This window comes from Mycobacterium sp. NGS11, from assembly GCF_059813315.1.
Genome location: NZ_JCALEJ010000029.1, coordinates 49,361 through 63,603, shown reverse-complemented (window position 1 = coordinate 63,603; position 14,243 = coordinate 49,361). Strand labels below are relative to the sequence as shown.

Here is a 14,243-nt window from a genome sequence, read left to right as displayed (position 1 = left end):
AGCCGGCGGCCGATCTCCACCCGCGTTGCGTGGACCGACCGGCCGGCGATCGTGCTGTCCGGTCGTGCCAGGTAGACGTACTCGAAGACGCAGCCCTTGGGGGTGGGATTGGCGAACCGCGTGGAGCGGACGCCGTCGGCGTCGATCGCCAGCAATTCACCGGGTTCGATGTCGCGCACGAACGACGCGCCGACGATGTCGAGGGCCGCCGTTTCGGAGGCCACCACCCAGCCGCGATCCAGCCGTCCGAGCGAAAGCGGCCGCACCCCATGCGGGTCGCGGCACGCGTACAGGGTGTTCTCGTCCATGAAGGTGAGGCAAAATGCGCCGCGCACGGTCGGCAGCAGATCCAGCGCCGCCTGCTCCAGGGTGGCGTCCGCCGCGCCGTGGGCCAACAGCGCGCCCAAGATGTCAGAGTCCGTCGTCGCCGGCGCCGGGGCGCGCTTGGCGATCAGCCCCTCGTCGCGGGCGCGGGCGGCGAGCTCGGCGGTGTTCACCAGGTTGCCGTTGTGCCCCAATGCAACCCCGGTGCCGGCCGCGGTGTTGCGGAAAACCGGTTGTGCGTTTTCCCACGTCGTGTCGCCAGTGGTCGAGTAGCGGCAGTGGCCGATGGCGACGTGGCCCTGCATGGCACCAAGCGTCTGCTCGTCGAACACCTGGCTGACCAGGCCGAGGTCCTTGAAGACCAGCACCTGGGATCCATCTGCCACGGCGATGCCGGCGGCTTCCTGGCCGCGATGCTGCAGCGCGTACAAGCCGTAATAGGTGAGTTTGGCGACGTCCTCGCCCGGGGCCCATACCCCGAATACACCGCATTCTTCACGGGGTGCGTTGAAGTCCTCTTCGGGTTCTTGGACGGTCACGATTGGGCAGCTCCCCGGGGAACGGTTGGTGACGTAACGGAGTCTACGGGCAGCGTCGCCGCGCCGACGAATCCGCCGGGCGTGTTGAGCGACGAATTGCCACTTCAAATACCTAAAGCTGCAGTTCAGGGTTATGTTCAGCCTATATCGAACAGGGGCAGGCAGTGTCCAATCTCACCGGCTCGCGAACCGGAAAGGCGCAGCGCACCGGTGGGCTGCGCCTCGGCGAACGACAACTTTCCGGTGGCCAGCAGCAGCCAGGTGCGGGGGTCGGTTTCCACCACGTTGGGCGGCGTGCCCCGGGTGTGCGTGGGCCCGGCGATGCACTGCACCGCGACGAACGGGGGGATGCGCAACTCCACGCTCCGCCCGGGTACCACCGCGGCGAGCGTGCGGGCGGTCAGCCGCACGGCCGTCGCCAATTCCTGTCGGTCAGGCGCCGGACGTGATTCGTCGCCAAGCCAGTCCGCGATCGCCAGTAACGCCTGGCGGGTCTTCACCGGGTCGGCTCTGTCGCGCGGGGCCATGACTCAGGGTCTCAAAATCTCGCGGCCCGACGACCGGACGGCCAGCACGGCGATGGCACCGGCTTCGTTGACGGCCAAATGCGCCAGCATGGGTGCGGCCAGGCTTCCGGAACGCTCGGCCAGCCAACCGAAGAGCCAGCCCGCGGTTCCGGTGACCAACACCGTGCCGGCGACCGGCTCACCCGTCGCGCGCGCGTCGGCGATGTGCGAGAGGCCAAAAGCGCACGCCTGCAACAGCCGTCCACCGCGCGCACCGAAAGCAGCGGAGCCCGCGGCCATCAGCGCGCCCCGAAACGCGGACTCCTCCGACCACACGGTGGCCACCGGTATCCGCAGCAGCAGCCACTCCGGCGCCGTCGCCGGTGGCTGGCGGTCGGCCATCGATCGGCGGACGGGCGCCAGCGCGGTCGTCGCGGCGACCGTAGCCGTCACAAAGAATGCGGCCAGCGACCCCGATCGCAAGCCGGCCCATAGCCGGGGCGGACCCAGGCCCAGAGGTGCACGCGTCACCCACACCAGCGCGCCACCCACGCCGGCCTGCAGCACCGTCCGCCACGAGGCCGGCAGCCGCGGACTGACGAAGCTCCAGCCGATCAGCGCGGCGGCCAAAGACAACGCGCCAGTTCGACGAAAATGCCCCGCAGACATCAGGATCCGCTGCGGTAACTCATCCGAAGAGCCGCGGCAGCACCGCCTCGGAAGTCTCGCGCAGTTCGGTCAGTGGGACCGTGAACAGCCCCTGGAACTCGACCGCGTCGGAGGCCTGGTCGACCACGCCGATGCGCACCGCCGGCAGTCCTCGCGCCTCGCACATCGACCGGAACCGGCTCTCCTCGGTGCGCGGCACCGCCACCAACACGCGACCCGCCGACTCGGAGAACAACGTCACGAACGGGTCGGCGTCCTCGGGAAGCACGATGCGACAACCGGTTTCGCCGGCCAGGGCGGCCTCGACGACGGCCTGCGCGAGGCCGCCTTCGGACAGGTCGTGGGCCGCGGACACCAGGCCGTCGCGCGACGCCGAATGCAGCACCGCCCCGAGCAACTTCTCGCGGGCCAGGTCGACTTTGGGCGGCAACCCGCCCAGATGATCGGCGGTCACTTGGGCCCAGGTGGAACCGTCGAACTCGTCGCGAGTATCGCCGAGCAGCATCAGGGTCTCCCCTGGCTCGGTGCCCAGGCCGGTGGGGATGCGCCGGGCGACGTCATCGATGACGCCCAGCACGCCTACCACCGGGGTGGGCAGGATCGCCGCCGAGCCCGTCTGGTTGTAGAAGCTGACATTGCCGCCCGTCACCGGAATCCCGAGGGCCACACAGCCATCCGCGAGGCCCTTGACGGCCTGCGAGAACTGCCACATCACTCCGGGGTCCTCCGGCGAACCGAAGTTCAGGCAATTGGTCACCGCGACCGGTACCGCCCCGGTGACGGCGACGTTGCGGTAAGCCTCGGCCAGGGCGAGCTGGGCACCGGCGTACGGATCGAGCTTCGTATAGCGGCCGGATGCGTCGGTGGATACGGCGATGCCGCGGCCGGTGGATTCGTCGACGCGCAGCACACCACCGTCGGCGTGCTCGGCCAGCACGGTGTTGCCGCGCACGTACCGGTCGTACTGCTCGGTGATGTATGCACGGCTGCACAGGTGCGGACTACCCAGCAGCGCAAGCAAAGTGGCGCGCAGTTCGTCACCGGTGGCCGGTCGTGGCAACCGCGTGGCGCTGTCGGCGTTCAAGGCGTCCTGGGTATCGGGCCGGGCGACCGGCCGGTGGTAGACCGGGCCTTCGTGGGCGACGGTGCGCGGCGGCACATCGACGACTGTCTGGCCGTGCCAGGTGATCTGCAACCGGTCGCCGTCGGTGACCTCGCCGATCACCGTGGCCAGCACGTCCCACTTGCGGCACACTGCCAGGAAGGCGTCGACGTTTTCCGGGGTCACGACGGCGCACATCCGCTCCTGCGACTCGCTGCACAGGATCTCCGCGGGCGTCATCTGCGTGGTGCGCAGCGGCACGGCTTCGAGCTGGATCGCCATCCCGCCGTCGCCGGCTGAGGCCAATTCCGAAGTGGCGCAAGATAATCCGGCACCGCCCAGGTCCTGGATGCCGACTACCAGCTGCCCGGCGTACAGCTCGAGGCAGCACTCGATGAGCACCTTCTCCATGAACGGGTCGCCGACCTGAACCGAGGGCAGCTTCTTGCGGGATCCCTCGCTGTCAAACGTGTCCGAAGCCAGCACCGAAACCCCGCCGATGCCGTCCAGGCCGGTACGGGCACCGAACAGGATGATCTTGTTGCCGGCGCCCGAGGCGAAGGCCAGGTGCAGGTCCTCCTGGCGCAAGACGCCGACGCACATGGCGTTGACGAGCGGGTTGCCGGCGTAGCAGGCATCGAACACCGTTTCGCCGCCGATGTTGGGCAAGCCCAACGAATTGCCGTAGCCGCCGATGCCGCGCACCACGCCGTCGACCACGCGGCGGGTGTCCGGCGCGTCGGCCGCGCCGAACCTCAGCTGGTCCATCACCGCGACCGGCCGCGCGCCCATCGCCATGATGTCGCGGACGATCCCGCCGACCCCGGTGGCCGCGCCCTGGTAGGGCTCGACGTAGGACGGGTGGTTGTGCGACTCGACTTTGAAGGTGACCGCCCAGCCGTCGCCGATGTCGACGACGCCGGCGTTCTCGCCGATGCCGGCCAGCATGCCGGCCCGCATCTCGTCGGTGGTGGTCTCGCCGAAGTACCGCAGGTGCACCTTGGACGACTTGTAGGAGCAATGCTCGCTCCACATCACCGAGTACATCGCCAGCTCGGCGTCGGTCGGCCGGCGTCCCAGGATGGCGCGGATCCGCTGATATTCGTCGTCTTTGAGGCCCAGCTCGGCGAACGGTTGCGGCTCGTCGGGAGTGGAGGCGGCGTGCTCGACGGTGTCGATGGCCTGGGTGCGCGCGCTCGTCCCGGAGACTGTCACGCCAGACAGTCTAGGGCTGGACGCACCCTGGACGCCGAGCTGGCCGAGCCGGGCTGAGCTGCGACCCGCGGCTACTGCCGCACCACGCAGAACACGTTGCCCTCGGGGTCGGCGAGCACCACCCAGCGGAAGCTGTCGCCGAACCGGTGCTGGCCGACCTCGGTGGCTCCGGCCGCCGTCAGCCGCGACACCTCGGCGTCGACGTCGGCCGCGCTCAAATCGAGGTGCACGCGATTCTTGCCTGGCGTCGGGTCGGGCACCTTCTGGAACCCGAGCCGCAGCCCTTCCGGGAAGGTCACCGCCGTGAACTCGTCGGCGAGGATGACGTGCGTCTCGCCGCCGAATTGTTGCGCCCACCAGCCGGCCAGCCCGTCCGGATCGCCGCAGTCGAACGTGACCATTTCTAGGTTTAGCGCCATTGCCGGATCGTAGGTCAGCGGGGCGACAGAAAAGCCTGCATCGCGGCCGAGTAAGGGGCCACGTCGTGTGCGCCCATCAACTCGCGCGCGGAGTGCATCGCCAGTTGGGCTGCGCCGACGTCGACGGTGGGGATGCCCGTCCGCGCCGACGCCAACGGTCCGATCGTCGATCCGCACGGCAGGTCGGCGCGATGTTCGTAGCGCTGCAACGGCACTCCGGCCTGCCGGCAGGCCAGCGCGAACGCCGCGGCGGTGCGACCGTCGGTGGCGTAGCGCAGGTTCGGATGCACCTTGAGCACCGGCCCGGCGTTCACCGCGATCGGGTGGCCGGGCTCGTGCCGCTCCGGGTAGTTGGGGTGGGTGGCGTGCGCCATGTCGGCGGAGGCGAGCAGTGAGGCCGGCAGCCGGCGCAGGTAGTCCTCGCGGCTACCGCCCGCCGCCAGCACGATTCGCTCGAGCACGGTGCCCAGCAGATCGGATTGCGCGCCGTGATCCGACGTCGATCCCACCTCCTCGTGATCGAAGACCGCCAACACGGGCAGGTAGGCCCCGGCCCGTTCCACGGCCAGCAGTGCCTCCGTCCCCGCGTAGCAACTGGCCTGGTTGTCCAGCCGGGGCGCACTCAGCAGGCCAGCGTCGGCGCCGACAACAGTCGCGGGAGTCAGGTCGTGGGTCATCAGATCGGCGGCCAGCACGTCGGTCGGCGCGACTCCGGCGCGCTCCGCGACGTAATCGACGAAAGACCGCGTCGTATCCCCGACACCCCACACCGCGTTGACGTGTCGCTGCGGATCCAGCGTCACCGACTTGCGGTCCTCGGCCAGATGGATGGCCAGCTGCGGCACCCGAAGGATCGGCTCGTCGATGCGCACCAGCTGGTGTGCGACGCCGCCGTCTTCGCCGTCCGCGCGCAACGACAGGCGCCCACTGATTCCCAGATCGCGGTCCAGCCACGAGTTGAGCCACGCGCCCCCATACGGTTCCAGCGCCACCACCCGCCAGCCGGCGACCACCCGGTCGGGATGCTGCTTGACCCTGAGGTTGGGACTGTCGGTGTGCGCCCCGACGATTCGGAACGGTCCGTCGGCGCCTTCCGAATTCCAGGCGACCAGTGAGCCCGCCCGCACCGTGAAGTAGCGCCCGGGTTCGGACGGCCAGCGTTTAGCCTCGCTCAGTTCGGTGTATCCGGCAGCGATCAGCCGGGCGGCCACCGTGGCGCACACGTGAAAGGGTGACGGAGAGGCGTCGATGAAATCGCAGAGTCCTTGCGCGCTCGCTGAGGACTTCGCCTGGTTTCGAGGCCCGCCGGACATGTTGAACATCATGGCTGTCCGCCGTTGTGCGGTTCACGTTAGGGTCATCCACGTGCCCCCCGTCCAGCCGCAACCCATCCTCGCGCCGTTGACGCCCGCGGCGATCTTCCTGGTGGTGACCATCGACGACGGCGGGGAGGCGGCGGTGCACGACGCGTTGCCTGACATTCCCGGACTGGTGCGCGCGATCGGTTTTCGCGAACCGCAGAAACGGTTGTCGGCGATCGCCTCGATCGGCTCGGACGCCTGGGATCGCCTGTTCTCCGGACCCCGACCCGCCGAACTGCATCGGTTCCCCGAACTGCACGGACCGCGACACACCGCTCCCGCCACGCCCGGGGATCTGTTGTTCCACATCAGGGCCGAAAGTTTGGATGTGTGCTTCGAACTGGCCGACCGGATCCTCAAATCCATGGCCGGTGCGGTCACCGTGGTCGACGAGGTGCATGGCTTCCGCTACTTCGACAACCGCGACCTGCTCGGATTCGTCGATGGCACCGAGAACCCGGACGGCGCGCTGGCCACGAGTGCCACCGCGATCGGTGACGAGGATCCCGACTTCGCCGGCTCGTGCTATGTGCACGTGCAGAAGTACGTGCACGACATGTCGGCGTGGCATTCGATCTCGGTTACCGAGCAGGAGCGCGTGATCGGCCGCACCAAGCTCGACGACATCGAGCTCGACGACGACGTCAAGCCGGGCAACGCCCACATCGCCCTCAATGTGATCACCGACGACGACGGCACCGAACTGAAAATCGTGCGGCACAACATGCCGTTCGGCGAGTTGGGCAAAAGCGAATACGGCACGTACTTCATCGGCTATTCGCGCACGCCCCAAGTCACCGAACGGATGCTGCGCAACATGTTCCTCGGCGACCCGCCCGGAAACACCGACCGCATCCTCGACTTCTCCACGGCCATCACCGGCGGATTGTTCTTCTCCCCCACCCTCGACTTTCTCGATGATCCACCACCACTTCCCGCAGCGCCGTTGGCGGAAACGCCTGCTGCACAGAACGGCTCACTCTCGATCGGCAGCCTGAAAGGAACGAGTTCATGAACAACCTCTACCGCGACCTGGCACCGGTCACCGAAGCCGCCTGGGAAGAAATCGAATTGGAGGCGACCCGCACCTTCAAACGCCACATCGCCGGGCGTCGAGTGGTCGACGTCAGCGAGCCCGGCGGACCGGTTACCGCCGCGGTGAGCACCGGCCGGCTCGCCAACGTCGCAGCACCCACGGAAGGCGTAGAGGCTCACCTGCGCGAGAGCAAACCCCTTGTCCGACTGCGGGTTCCGTTCACCCTGTCACGCTACGAGATCGACAACGTCGAGCGCGGCGCCAACGATTCCGACTGGGACCCGGTCAAGGAAGCCGCCAAGAAGCTGGCATTCGTGGAAGACCGGGCCATTTTCGAGGGCTACGCCGCGGCATCGATCGAGGGCATCCGCTCCGCCAGCTCGAATAAGTCACTGACCTTGCCGGCGGACCCGCGGGAGATTCCCGACGTCATCACTCAGGCGATCTCCGAACTCCGGCTGGCCGGTGTCGACGGTCCGTACTCGGTGCTGCTGTCCGCCGACGTCTACACGCGGGTCAGCGAGACGACCGAACACGGCTACCCGATCCTCGAACACATCGACCGATTGGTTCCCGGCGACATCATCTGGGCGCCGGCGATCGACGGCGCCTTCGTGCTGACCACCCGCGGCGGCGACTTCGACCTGCAGCTCGGACACGACGTGTCGATCGGGTACACCAGCCATGACGCGGACACCGTGCAGCTGTATCTCCAGGAGACGCTGACCTTTTTGTGCTACACCGCCGAGGCCTCCGTTCCCCTCAACCCGTAGGAATAATTGGCGGCAAGCCCTTGCTTACCGGGAGAGCAACTGAACTTCTCTCTTGGAGGCAGGGTTTCGATGGCAACAACTTTGGCCGGCTCGACCGCATTGGTCACCGGCGCGACATCGGGTATCGGCCGGGAAATCGCACTGCAGCTTGCGGCTCACGGGGCCGAGGTCGTGGTGCAGGGCCGCAATGCCGAACGCGGCGCCAAGACCGTCCGCGATATTGAAAATGCCGACGGCACGGCACGTTTCGTCGCAGCAGACCTCAACGACGCCGACGATGTGCGGCGATTGGCCGCCGAGGCGGGACCGGTCGACATCCTGATCAACAATGCCGGAATCTACGAATTCGGTCCCACCGCGGACACCGACGACGCGACCTTCGACGAACACGTCAACGTCAACCTGCGCGCGCCGTACATTTTGGTGCAGCAGTTGGTGCCGGCCATGGCCGCTCGGGGTAACGGCGCCGTGGTGAACGTGAGTACCCTGGCCGCTTCCGTGGCAACCCGCGGCGCGGGTGTCTACGGGGCCACAAAGGCCGGCTTGGAGCAGCTGACCCGCGTGTGGGCCGATGAGTTCGGCGAGTCGGGCGTGCGGGTGAATGCTGTAGCCGCCGGACCGACCGAAACGCCTGGGGCCGCGGCCCTTCCGGGTGTCCTGGATACCATCGCGGCGATCACCACGGTGAAACGCGTGGCCGACGCGGGCGAAATCGCCAGTGCCGTGGTCTTCCTCGCATCTCCGGACGCCAGCTATGTCAACGGCGCCATTCTGCACGCGACCGGAGGTCAACGAGCGATTGCCGCGTAAACGCTAGAGGTCGAGAACCACATCGGTCTCCGGGGCCGCCGAGCAGATCAGCACCGACCCCTGGCCGGGCGGCTCCAATGGCCGTTGCACGTAGGCGGTCGTCCCGGCGATGATCCCGGTTACACACAGGTGGCACACCCCGCTGCGGCAGGAAAAACGGGTTGGCACGTCGCAATCTTCGGCCAGGTCGAGGATGCTGTGGTACTGGGGGGACCAGCTTACCGTTAATCCGCTGCGCGCAAAGGTGATCGCGGGCCCCGTGCCCCGCGGTCCTACAGGTTGATGCGGTGGCTTGTGATCACCGGTCTCGACAATGCCCGGGCTGATCGCGGGCAGCGCGCCGAACAGCTCGCTGTGAATGCGCGTGGAGTCGAATCCAATGCCGATCAGGGCCTCGCGCATATTCGACATGAATTGCGTTGGTCCGCAGAGATATACGGTGGCATCGGTGGGCAGGCCCAACGCCGCGATGGATTCGCGCCGCAGGCGGCCTTGTGTTTCGGTGTAGAAGATTTGCTGCCTGGCGTGCGGCAATGACTCGATGAGCGTCGTGACTTCGTCTGCGAAGGCCTGGGTTTCGCGACTGTGAGTGGTGTGCAACCACCAGATGTCGCGACGGCTCGCGGCCGCGGACAGCGCATGCAGCATCGCCAGCACCGGCGTCGCCCCGATACCGGCGGAGAACAGGATGACCGGGCTGGAGTCGTCGGTGAGGAAGAAGGCGCCGCGGGGCGCGGCCGCCGCGATCACCGACCCAGGGTGAATGCGGGTGTGCAACCACCGGCTGACCACACCGTGGTCCTCGCGCTTGACGCTGATGCGGTAATAGCCGGCGCCGGATCCGTCGGACAGCGAGTAGCTGCGCATCGGTGCGGGCTCACCGGCGCCAGCGATCTTGACCGTCAGGTACTGGCCGGGAAGCGCCGGTGGCAGCGGACTGTGGTCGTCGGCTTCCAGTCGGAACGAAAGTACTTGTGGACTCTCCCGGCGTGTTTGGGTCACACGCAAGTTGCGGAAGCCTGTCCATCCCGGTTCGGCTCTGATGGGCGGCGCTAGCGCGGGTGCCGCGCCGTCGTGTGCGGCCAGCAGCTCGTGAAACGACTGTTGCCAGCCGGGGCTGAGCGCCGGAACGTCGATGGCCTTACGCAACATTTCGTCGTCGCGGTCGGGCAGATAGAGCAACGCGTCCACGTCGGCGACGCTGAGTTCGTGGCGGCCTCGGCGGGTCCGCACGATGTCGTCGCCGGCCCGCACGTGGCCGTCGGTGATTACCCGGAAGTAGAAGCCCGGGCGATGTTGAGAGACAAGCAGATTGGGCATGTTCGGCTCGTCGAGTCGGATGCCGACCCGAAAACAAGTGACCCGCGGCTGGGTGACCTCGAACTCGGCATCGCCGATGCGATAGCGGTCTCCGATGCAGACGTCGTCGTCGGCGAGTCCGGTGACGGTGAAGTTCTCGCCGAAGTGTCCGGGTTGCAGGTCGTCACGACCCAGATATGCCTTCCAGAAGTCGTATGCTTCGGTCTGGTACACCATGACGGCGCGTTGCTCCCCACCATGCCCGGCAAGGTCCCCCTGGCCGTCGCCATCGACGTTCAGCCGGCGCACCATGACTGGCCCCTCGATCGGAGCCTTCCAGATCCCGGTGTAGACCGCTTTGTCTCGCCATTGGACGTTCTTGGGCATGCCCACGTTCACCGAGACAAGCCTGCCCACTGTGTCACCTCGAACCGGCTCGTATTCGTACGAGCCCCAACTGGGATGGTTCGCCCAGAATATGGCAGGCCGGTTCGTGCGGCAACACCTCGGCTTCACGGGCTGTCGCGAGCCGCCCGTTTGGTGCATACTGGGTCATACAACCCATAATCTAGAGTCTGGGTTCCGCGCACCTCCATCGGACGCCGCCGAGGCGCACGATGCTGAAATGCATTGACTCAGGAGGAATGCCATGCCTGCGGTTCATCATCGCTACGCCAACGTCGACGGTCATCAGATCTTCTACCGGGAGGCCGGCGATGACGCCGCCCCCGCGGTGGTTCTCCTGCACGGTTTTCCCACCAGCTCGTACATGTTCCGCCACCTGATCCCCGCCCTCGCCGACGAATACCACGTCATCGCACCGGATCACCTCGGCTTCGGGCTGTCCGACGCCCCACCGGTCGACGAGTTCGACTACACCTTCGACGGGCTGACCGACCTCACGGCGGGTCTGCTGGGAACCCTGGGCGTCAACCGGTACGCCATGTACGTTCAGGACTACGGCGCGCCGATCGGCTGGCGACTCGCGTTGCGCGACCCGGCCGCGATCACCGCGATCATCAGCCAGAACGGCAATGGCTATGACGCGGGATTCGTCGAGAGCTTCTGGAAGGTCGTGCAGGCGTACCAACAGGAGCAGACGGCGGATACCGAGGCGGCGGTGCGCCAGTTCCTCACCCTGGATGCCACCCGTTGGCAGTACGTGACCGGCGTGGCCGAGGAGACGCTGGTCGATCCCGAATCCTGGCAACATGACTACGCCCTGATCTCCCGTCCCGGCAACGATCTGGTGCAACTCAAGTTGTTTCGCGACTACGCCACCAATGCGGCCCTGTATCCGCGCCTGCACGACTACTTCCGGGCCGCCCGGGTACCGCTGCTGGCGGTCTGGGGCCGCGGCGACGAGATCTTCGGCCCGGCCGGCGCCGAGGCGTTCGCCGACGACCTGCCCGACGCCGAGATCCATCTGCTCGACGGCGGACACTTTCTGCTGGAATCCGCGTGCGACGACGTCGCCCGGCTGATCCGGAACTTCCTCGCGACCCAAGCCCAGGCCTGAGCCGATGTTTGGGCTGGAGATCCCATGAATGGGGGCGCTCCCGGGTTAGCCTGGCGCGATGGCCCATCCCGATGTTCACGACGAACAACGGTTGACCGCCAAGGGGCGAGCCACCCGCGACCGAATCGTGCAGGCCGCCGCTCAGCTGATCGTTACCGAGGGCCTGTCCGCGTCCAACATGGACAGCGTGCGCCGGGCGGCTTCGGTCAGCGGCTCGCAGCTTGCCCACTATTTCACCGACAAGGCGGCGCTCATTCGCGCGGTGATCAGGCGCCAGATCGGCGTCGTCTTGGATTTTCATCGCCAGCCCACCCTTCGCGGCCTAGGTTCGTTTGACGACTTCGAGCGCTGGATCGATCTGAACATGCGCTACCTGCGGCGCATCGGCTATTTCGGCACCCCTACCTACCACGCCTTGACCGCCCAGTTGGCGAAGTCAGACGACGCCACCCGCGAGGCGCTGGCCGCCGGGTACCGGCAGTGGATTGAATTGCTGGAACGGGCAATTGCGCGGATGAAAGACGACGGGTTGCTGGTTCGCGATGCCGATCCAAACCAACTGGCGTTGGTGATCGTCACCGCGCACCAGGGCGGTGGTGTGCTGACCTTCACCTACCAAGAGGAGTGGCCGCACGCCGACGCCATTCGCTTCGCAATCAACTATTTACGTCTGTTCGCCACCGACCCCGCCGAGCGAGCACCCCGTCCGCCGCGCCGGTCCCGCGCGCGCCGCCCGGCGCGACGGGCCGGGTGAGCGATTGGTCCCGAAGGCGGCGAAGTGACCGAACGCAACCCATCGCGCTTCACCCGCAAGGGACTGGCGACGCGCGCGCGAATCATCGAGGTCGCCGCCCGGTTGATGTTCGAACGGGGCGTCGCCAACACGAGCGTCGACCAGGTTCGTCGCGGCGCCGCGGTGGGTGGATCCCAGATCTCCCACTACTTCGGCGATAAGCGCGACCTGACCCGCCATGTCATCGATGCGCGCCGTAATGACGTGCGAGCCTTCCACACTCGGCCGCAGTTCGCCGGGCTCGACAGCCTCGCTGCCCTGCAGGCCTGGGCCGATGGCTGCGTGGCCGACATCGACGCCGTGTACCGCGTCGGCGGTTGCGTCTATGGGTCCCTGGCCGGTGAGCTGATCGAGGCCGACCGCGAGATACACGATGAGTTGGCCGCGGGATACGACCAGTGGATCGACCTGTTTCGGGCCGGCCTGGAGTCGATGCGTGAGCGCGGCGACCTGCGCCCGGAGGCCGACGCGCGGCATCTGGCCGTATCCATGGTCGCCGCGCACCAGGGCGGCGCGATGCTCACCCACGTCACCGGTGATCCGCAACCGCTGCGGGCCGCCGTCGATGCCGCGGTCGACTATGTGTGCTCCTTCGCGGTGCAACCCCCGCGGCGTAAGAGTCAACCCGCGTCGTCGCGCGCGCAGCGCAGCGTCTGAGTGTTGACGTTTCGCTGGACATGGGGGATATGGTCACCCATAATAATGGGTCAGTTGGCCCATTATTATGCGTCGCGCCACCTGGTGCCGTCGCCGCCGACGATGGTGAAAGAGGCAGCCGATGTCCATGCTCGAGTCACCTCAGCTGCCAACCGCACCGGCGGTCGTACGCGAGCAAGCCGGTGGACAAGCCATGCGGGCGATCATCTTGGAAAAGTTCGGCGGTCTGGACAGCCTGGTCTACACCGAAATTCCCAAGCCGCTGCCGAAAGATGGCGAAGTCGTCATTGCGATAAAGGGTTTCGGCATCAACCATGCCGAGATCCACATGCGTCGCGGCGAATGGGCCGAAGCGGCCGAGGTCAGCGGCATCGAATGCGTCGGCATCGTCGACTCGTGCCCGGGCGGCGAATTCCCGGTCGGGGCCAAGGTCGCGGCGCTGATGGGTGGCCTGGGGCGCACCATCAACGGCAGCTACGCAGAGTACACCCGCGTCCGCGCAGCCAATGTTGCGCCCATCGAATCCGACCTGCCGTGGTCACAGCTGGCGGCTCTGCCGGAAACCTATGCGACGGCGTGGACCTGCCTGTACCGCAACCTGAATCTTGCCGCGGAACAGACCTTGGTGATCCGTGGGGCGACTTCGGCTATGGGTCAGGCCGCTCTAAAGATGGCGGTGATCACCGGCGCCGAAGTCATTGCCACGACGCGCAGCCGGCAACGCTTCGGCATGCTCGAAGAGCTGGGCGCGACCCGGGTGGAGGTGGAGCGCGGTGACCTTGCCGCCCACATCGCGGAAGCCAAGCGTATCGACGCCGTACTCGACCTCGTCGGCAACAGCACCATCCTCGACTCCCTGGACATGTTGCGCCGCGGCGGCACCGCCTGCCTCGCCGGGTGGCTGGGTGGTCTGGCACCCATCCGCGATTTCAATCCCCTCGCGCGAATGGCCAGCGGCGTGAGCTTCAGTTTCTTCGCGAGCCCCGTATTCGGGAACCCCGGGTTCCCGGTTTCGGATGTGCCGTTCGGTCAGATCGCTCAGCAGATAGCCGACGGCAAGCTCGACGCGGCACCGGCGCGGGTCTTCTCGTTCGACGACATCCGCGAAGCGCACCGCGTCGCCGAGGCGGGTGAAGCCGCAGGCAAGCTCGTCGTCGTGCTGGAGTGATGCGGACGAGAAACACTACTGCGCGAACGAATTTCAGGAAAGGAGGGGCTTTC

General features: G+C 67.0%; 14 protein-coding genes. 7 read left to right on the top strand and 7 right to left on the bottom strand.

Annotated elements, in window-relative coordinates:
* The 6 genes from AC5Y4T_RS22970 to AC5Y4T_RS22945 all read right to left on the bottom strand — a co-directional run.
* Positions 1-863 (bottom strand): amidophosphoribosyltransferase (locus AC5Y4T_RS22970; protein WP_499955588.1); only part of this gene is annotated, 863 nt, incomplete at its 3' end.
* A gap of 137 nt (positions 864-1,000) precedes the next feature.
* The gene (locus AC5Y4T_RS22965; RefSeq protein ID WP_499955586.1) at positions 1,001-1,390 is read right to left on the bottom strand and encodes a sterol carrier family protein; all 390 of its coding nucleotides are present in this window, start codon (positions 1,388-1,390) and stop codon (positions 1,001-1,003) included.
* A 3-nt stretch (positions 1,391-1,393) separates the two neighbouring features.
* The gene (locus AC5Y4T_RS22960) at positions 1,394-2,038 is read right to left on the bottom strand and encodes an Rv0804 family intramembrane glutamic endopeptidase (RefSeq protein ID WP_499955584.1); all 645 of its coding nucleotides are present in this window, start codon (positions 2,036-2,038) and stop codon (positions 1,394-1,396) included.
* 19 nt (positions 2,039-2,057) lie between these two features.
* Entirely contained in the window at positions 2,058-4,355 is a 2,298-nt protein-coding gene (purL, locus tag AC5Y4T_RS22955; RefSeq protein WP_499955581.1) for a phosphoribosylformylglycinamidine synthase subunit PurL, read from the bottom strand.
* Positions 4,356-4,426: 71 nt separating this feature from the next.
* Positions 4,427-4,774 carry a VOC family protein gene (locus AC5Y4T_RS22950; RefSeq protein ID WP_499918888.1) on the bottom strand — a complete coding sequence of 116 codons (348 nt, stop codon included), beginning with the start codon at positions 4,772-4,774 and terminating at the stop codon, positions 4,427-4,429.
* Positions 4,775-4,788: 14 nt separating this feature from the next.
* Positions 4,789-6,096: a M18 family aminopeptidase gene (locus AC5Y4T_RS22945; RefSeq protein WP_499955592.1), complete on the bottom strand. Its 1,308-nt coding sequence runs from the start codon at positions 6,094-6,096 to the stop codon at positions 4,789-4,791.
* 37 nt (positions 6,097-6,133) lie between these two features.
* On the opposite strand from AC5Y4T_RS22945, the gene AC5Y4T_RS22940 reads away from it, so the two are divergent.
* The 3 genes from AC5Y4T_RS22940 (at position 6,134) to AC5Y4T_RS22930 (ending at position 8,754) form a co-directional block, all read left to right on the top strand.
* Positions 6,134-7,150, top strand: a complete 1,017-nt coding sequence (locus AC5Y4T_RS22940) for a Dyp-type peroxidase (RefSeq protein ID WP_499955590.1) — start codon at positions 6,134-6,136, stop codon at positions 7,148-7,150.
* Positions 7,147-7,944, top strand: a complete 798-nt coding sequence (locus tag AC5Y4T_RS22935) for a family 1 encapsulin nanocompartment shell protein (RefSeq protein ID WP_499949699.1) — start codon at positions 7,147-7,149, stop codon at positions 7,942-7,944. Before AC5Y4T_RS22940 ends, AC5Y4T_RS22935 begins: the two co-directional genes overlap by 4 nt.
* Positions 7,945-8,013: 69 nt before the next feature.
* Positions 8,014-8,754 carry an SDR family NAD(P)-dependent oxidoreductase gene (locus AC5Y4T_RS22930; protein ID WP_499955579.1) on the top strand — a complete coding sequence of 247 codons (741 nt, stop codon included), beginning with the start codon at positions 8,014-8,016 and terminating at the stop codon, positions 8,752-8,754.
* A 3-nt stretch (positions 8,755-8,757) separates the two neighbouring features.
* Here AC5Y4T_RS22930 and AC5Y4T_RS22925 read toward each other — a convergent pair whose 3' ends face one another.
* Positions 8,758-10,470: an MOSC domain-containing protein gene (locus AC5Y4T_RS22925; RefSeq protein ID WP_499955577.1), complete on the bottom strand. Its 1,713-nt coding sequence runs from the start codon at positions 10,468-10,470 to the stop codon at positions 8,758-8,760.
* Between the two features lie 232 nt (positions 10,471-10,702).
* Between AC5Y4T_RS22925 and AC5Y4T_RS22920 the strand changes: the two genes are divergently transcribed.
* The 4 genes from AC5Y4T_RS22920 to AC5Y4T_RS22905 all read left to right on the top strand — a co-directional run bounded on the left by AC5Y4T_RS22920 (position 10,703) and on the right by AC5Y4T_RS22905 (position 14,190).
* A complete protein-coding gene (locus tag AC5Y4T_RS22920) occupies positions 10,703-11,572 on the top strand; it encodes an alpha/beta fold hydrolase (protein WP_499918893.1) in 870 nt (289 codons plus the stop codon).
* A gap of 58 nt (positions 11,573-11,630) precedes the next feature.
* Positions 11,631-12,326, top strand: coding sequence for a TetR/AcrR family transcriptional regulator (locus tag AC5Y4T_RS22915; RefSeq protein ID WP_499918894.1), 696 nt, complete (start codon positions 11,631-11,633; stop codon positions 12,324-12,326).
* Positions 12,327-12,350: 24 nt separating this feature from the next.
* Entirely contained in the window at positions 12,351-13,022 is a 672-nt protein-coding gene (locus tag AC5Y4T_RS22910) for a TetR/AcrR family transcriptional regulator (protein ID WP_499955575.1), read from the top strand.
* Between the two features lie 121 nt (positions 13,023-13,143).
* Positions 13,144-14,190 carry a zinc-binding dehydrogenase gene (locus AC5Y4T_RS22905; RefSeq protein ID WP_499955573.1) on the top strand — a complete coding sequence of 349 codons (1,047 nt, stop codon included), beginning with the start codon at positions 13,144-13,146 and terminating at the stop codon, positions 14,188-14,190.
* Positions 14,191-14,243 lie beyond the last annotated feature (53 nt).

What these genes read in the sequence shown, in the direction of transcription:
- AC5Y4T_RS22965 (WP_499955586.1), bottom strand. Translation starts at nt 1,390, where the DNA reads ATGGCCCCGCGCGACAGAGCCGACCCGGTGAAGACCCGCCAGGCGTTA.
- AC5Y4T_RS22960 (WP_499955584.1), bottom strand. Translation starts at nt 2,038, where the DNA reads ATGTCTGCGGGGCATTTTCGTCGAACTGGCGCGTTGTCTTTGGCCGCC.
- AC5Y4T_RS22950 (WP_499918888.1), bottom strand. Translation starts at nt 4,774, where the DNA reads ATGGCGCTAAACCTAGAAATGGTCACGTTCGACTGCGGCGATCCGGAC.
- AC5Y4T_RS22945 (WP_499955592.1), bottom strand. Translation starts at nt 6,096, where the DNA reads ATGTTCAACATGTCCGGCGGGCCTCGAAACCAGGCGAAGTCCTCAGCG.
- AC5Y4T_RS22935 (WP_499949699.1), top strand. Translation starts at nt 7,147, where the DNA reads ATGAACAACCTCTACCGCGACCTGGCACCGGTCACCGAAGCCGCCTGG.
- AC5Y4T_RS22930 (WP_499955579.1), top strand. Translation starts at nt 8,014, where the DNA reads ATGGCAACAACTTTGGCCGGCTCGACCGCATTGGTCACCGGCGCGACA.
- AC5Y4T_RS22920 (WP_499918893.1), top strand. Translation starts at nt 10,703, where the DNA reads ATGCCTGCGGTTCATCATCGCTACGCCAACGTCGACGGTCATCAGATC.
- AC5Y4T_RS22915 (WP_499918894.1), top strand. Translation starts at nt 11,631, where the DNA reads ATGGCCCATCCCGATGTTCACGACGAACAACGGTTGACCGCCAAGGGG.
- AC5Y4T_RS22905 (WP_499955573.1), top strand. Translation starts at nt 13,144, where the DNA reads ATGTCCATGCTCGAGTCACCTCAGCTGCCAACCGCACCGGCGGTCGTA.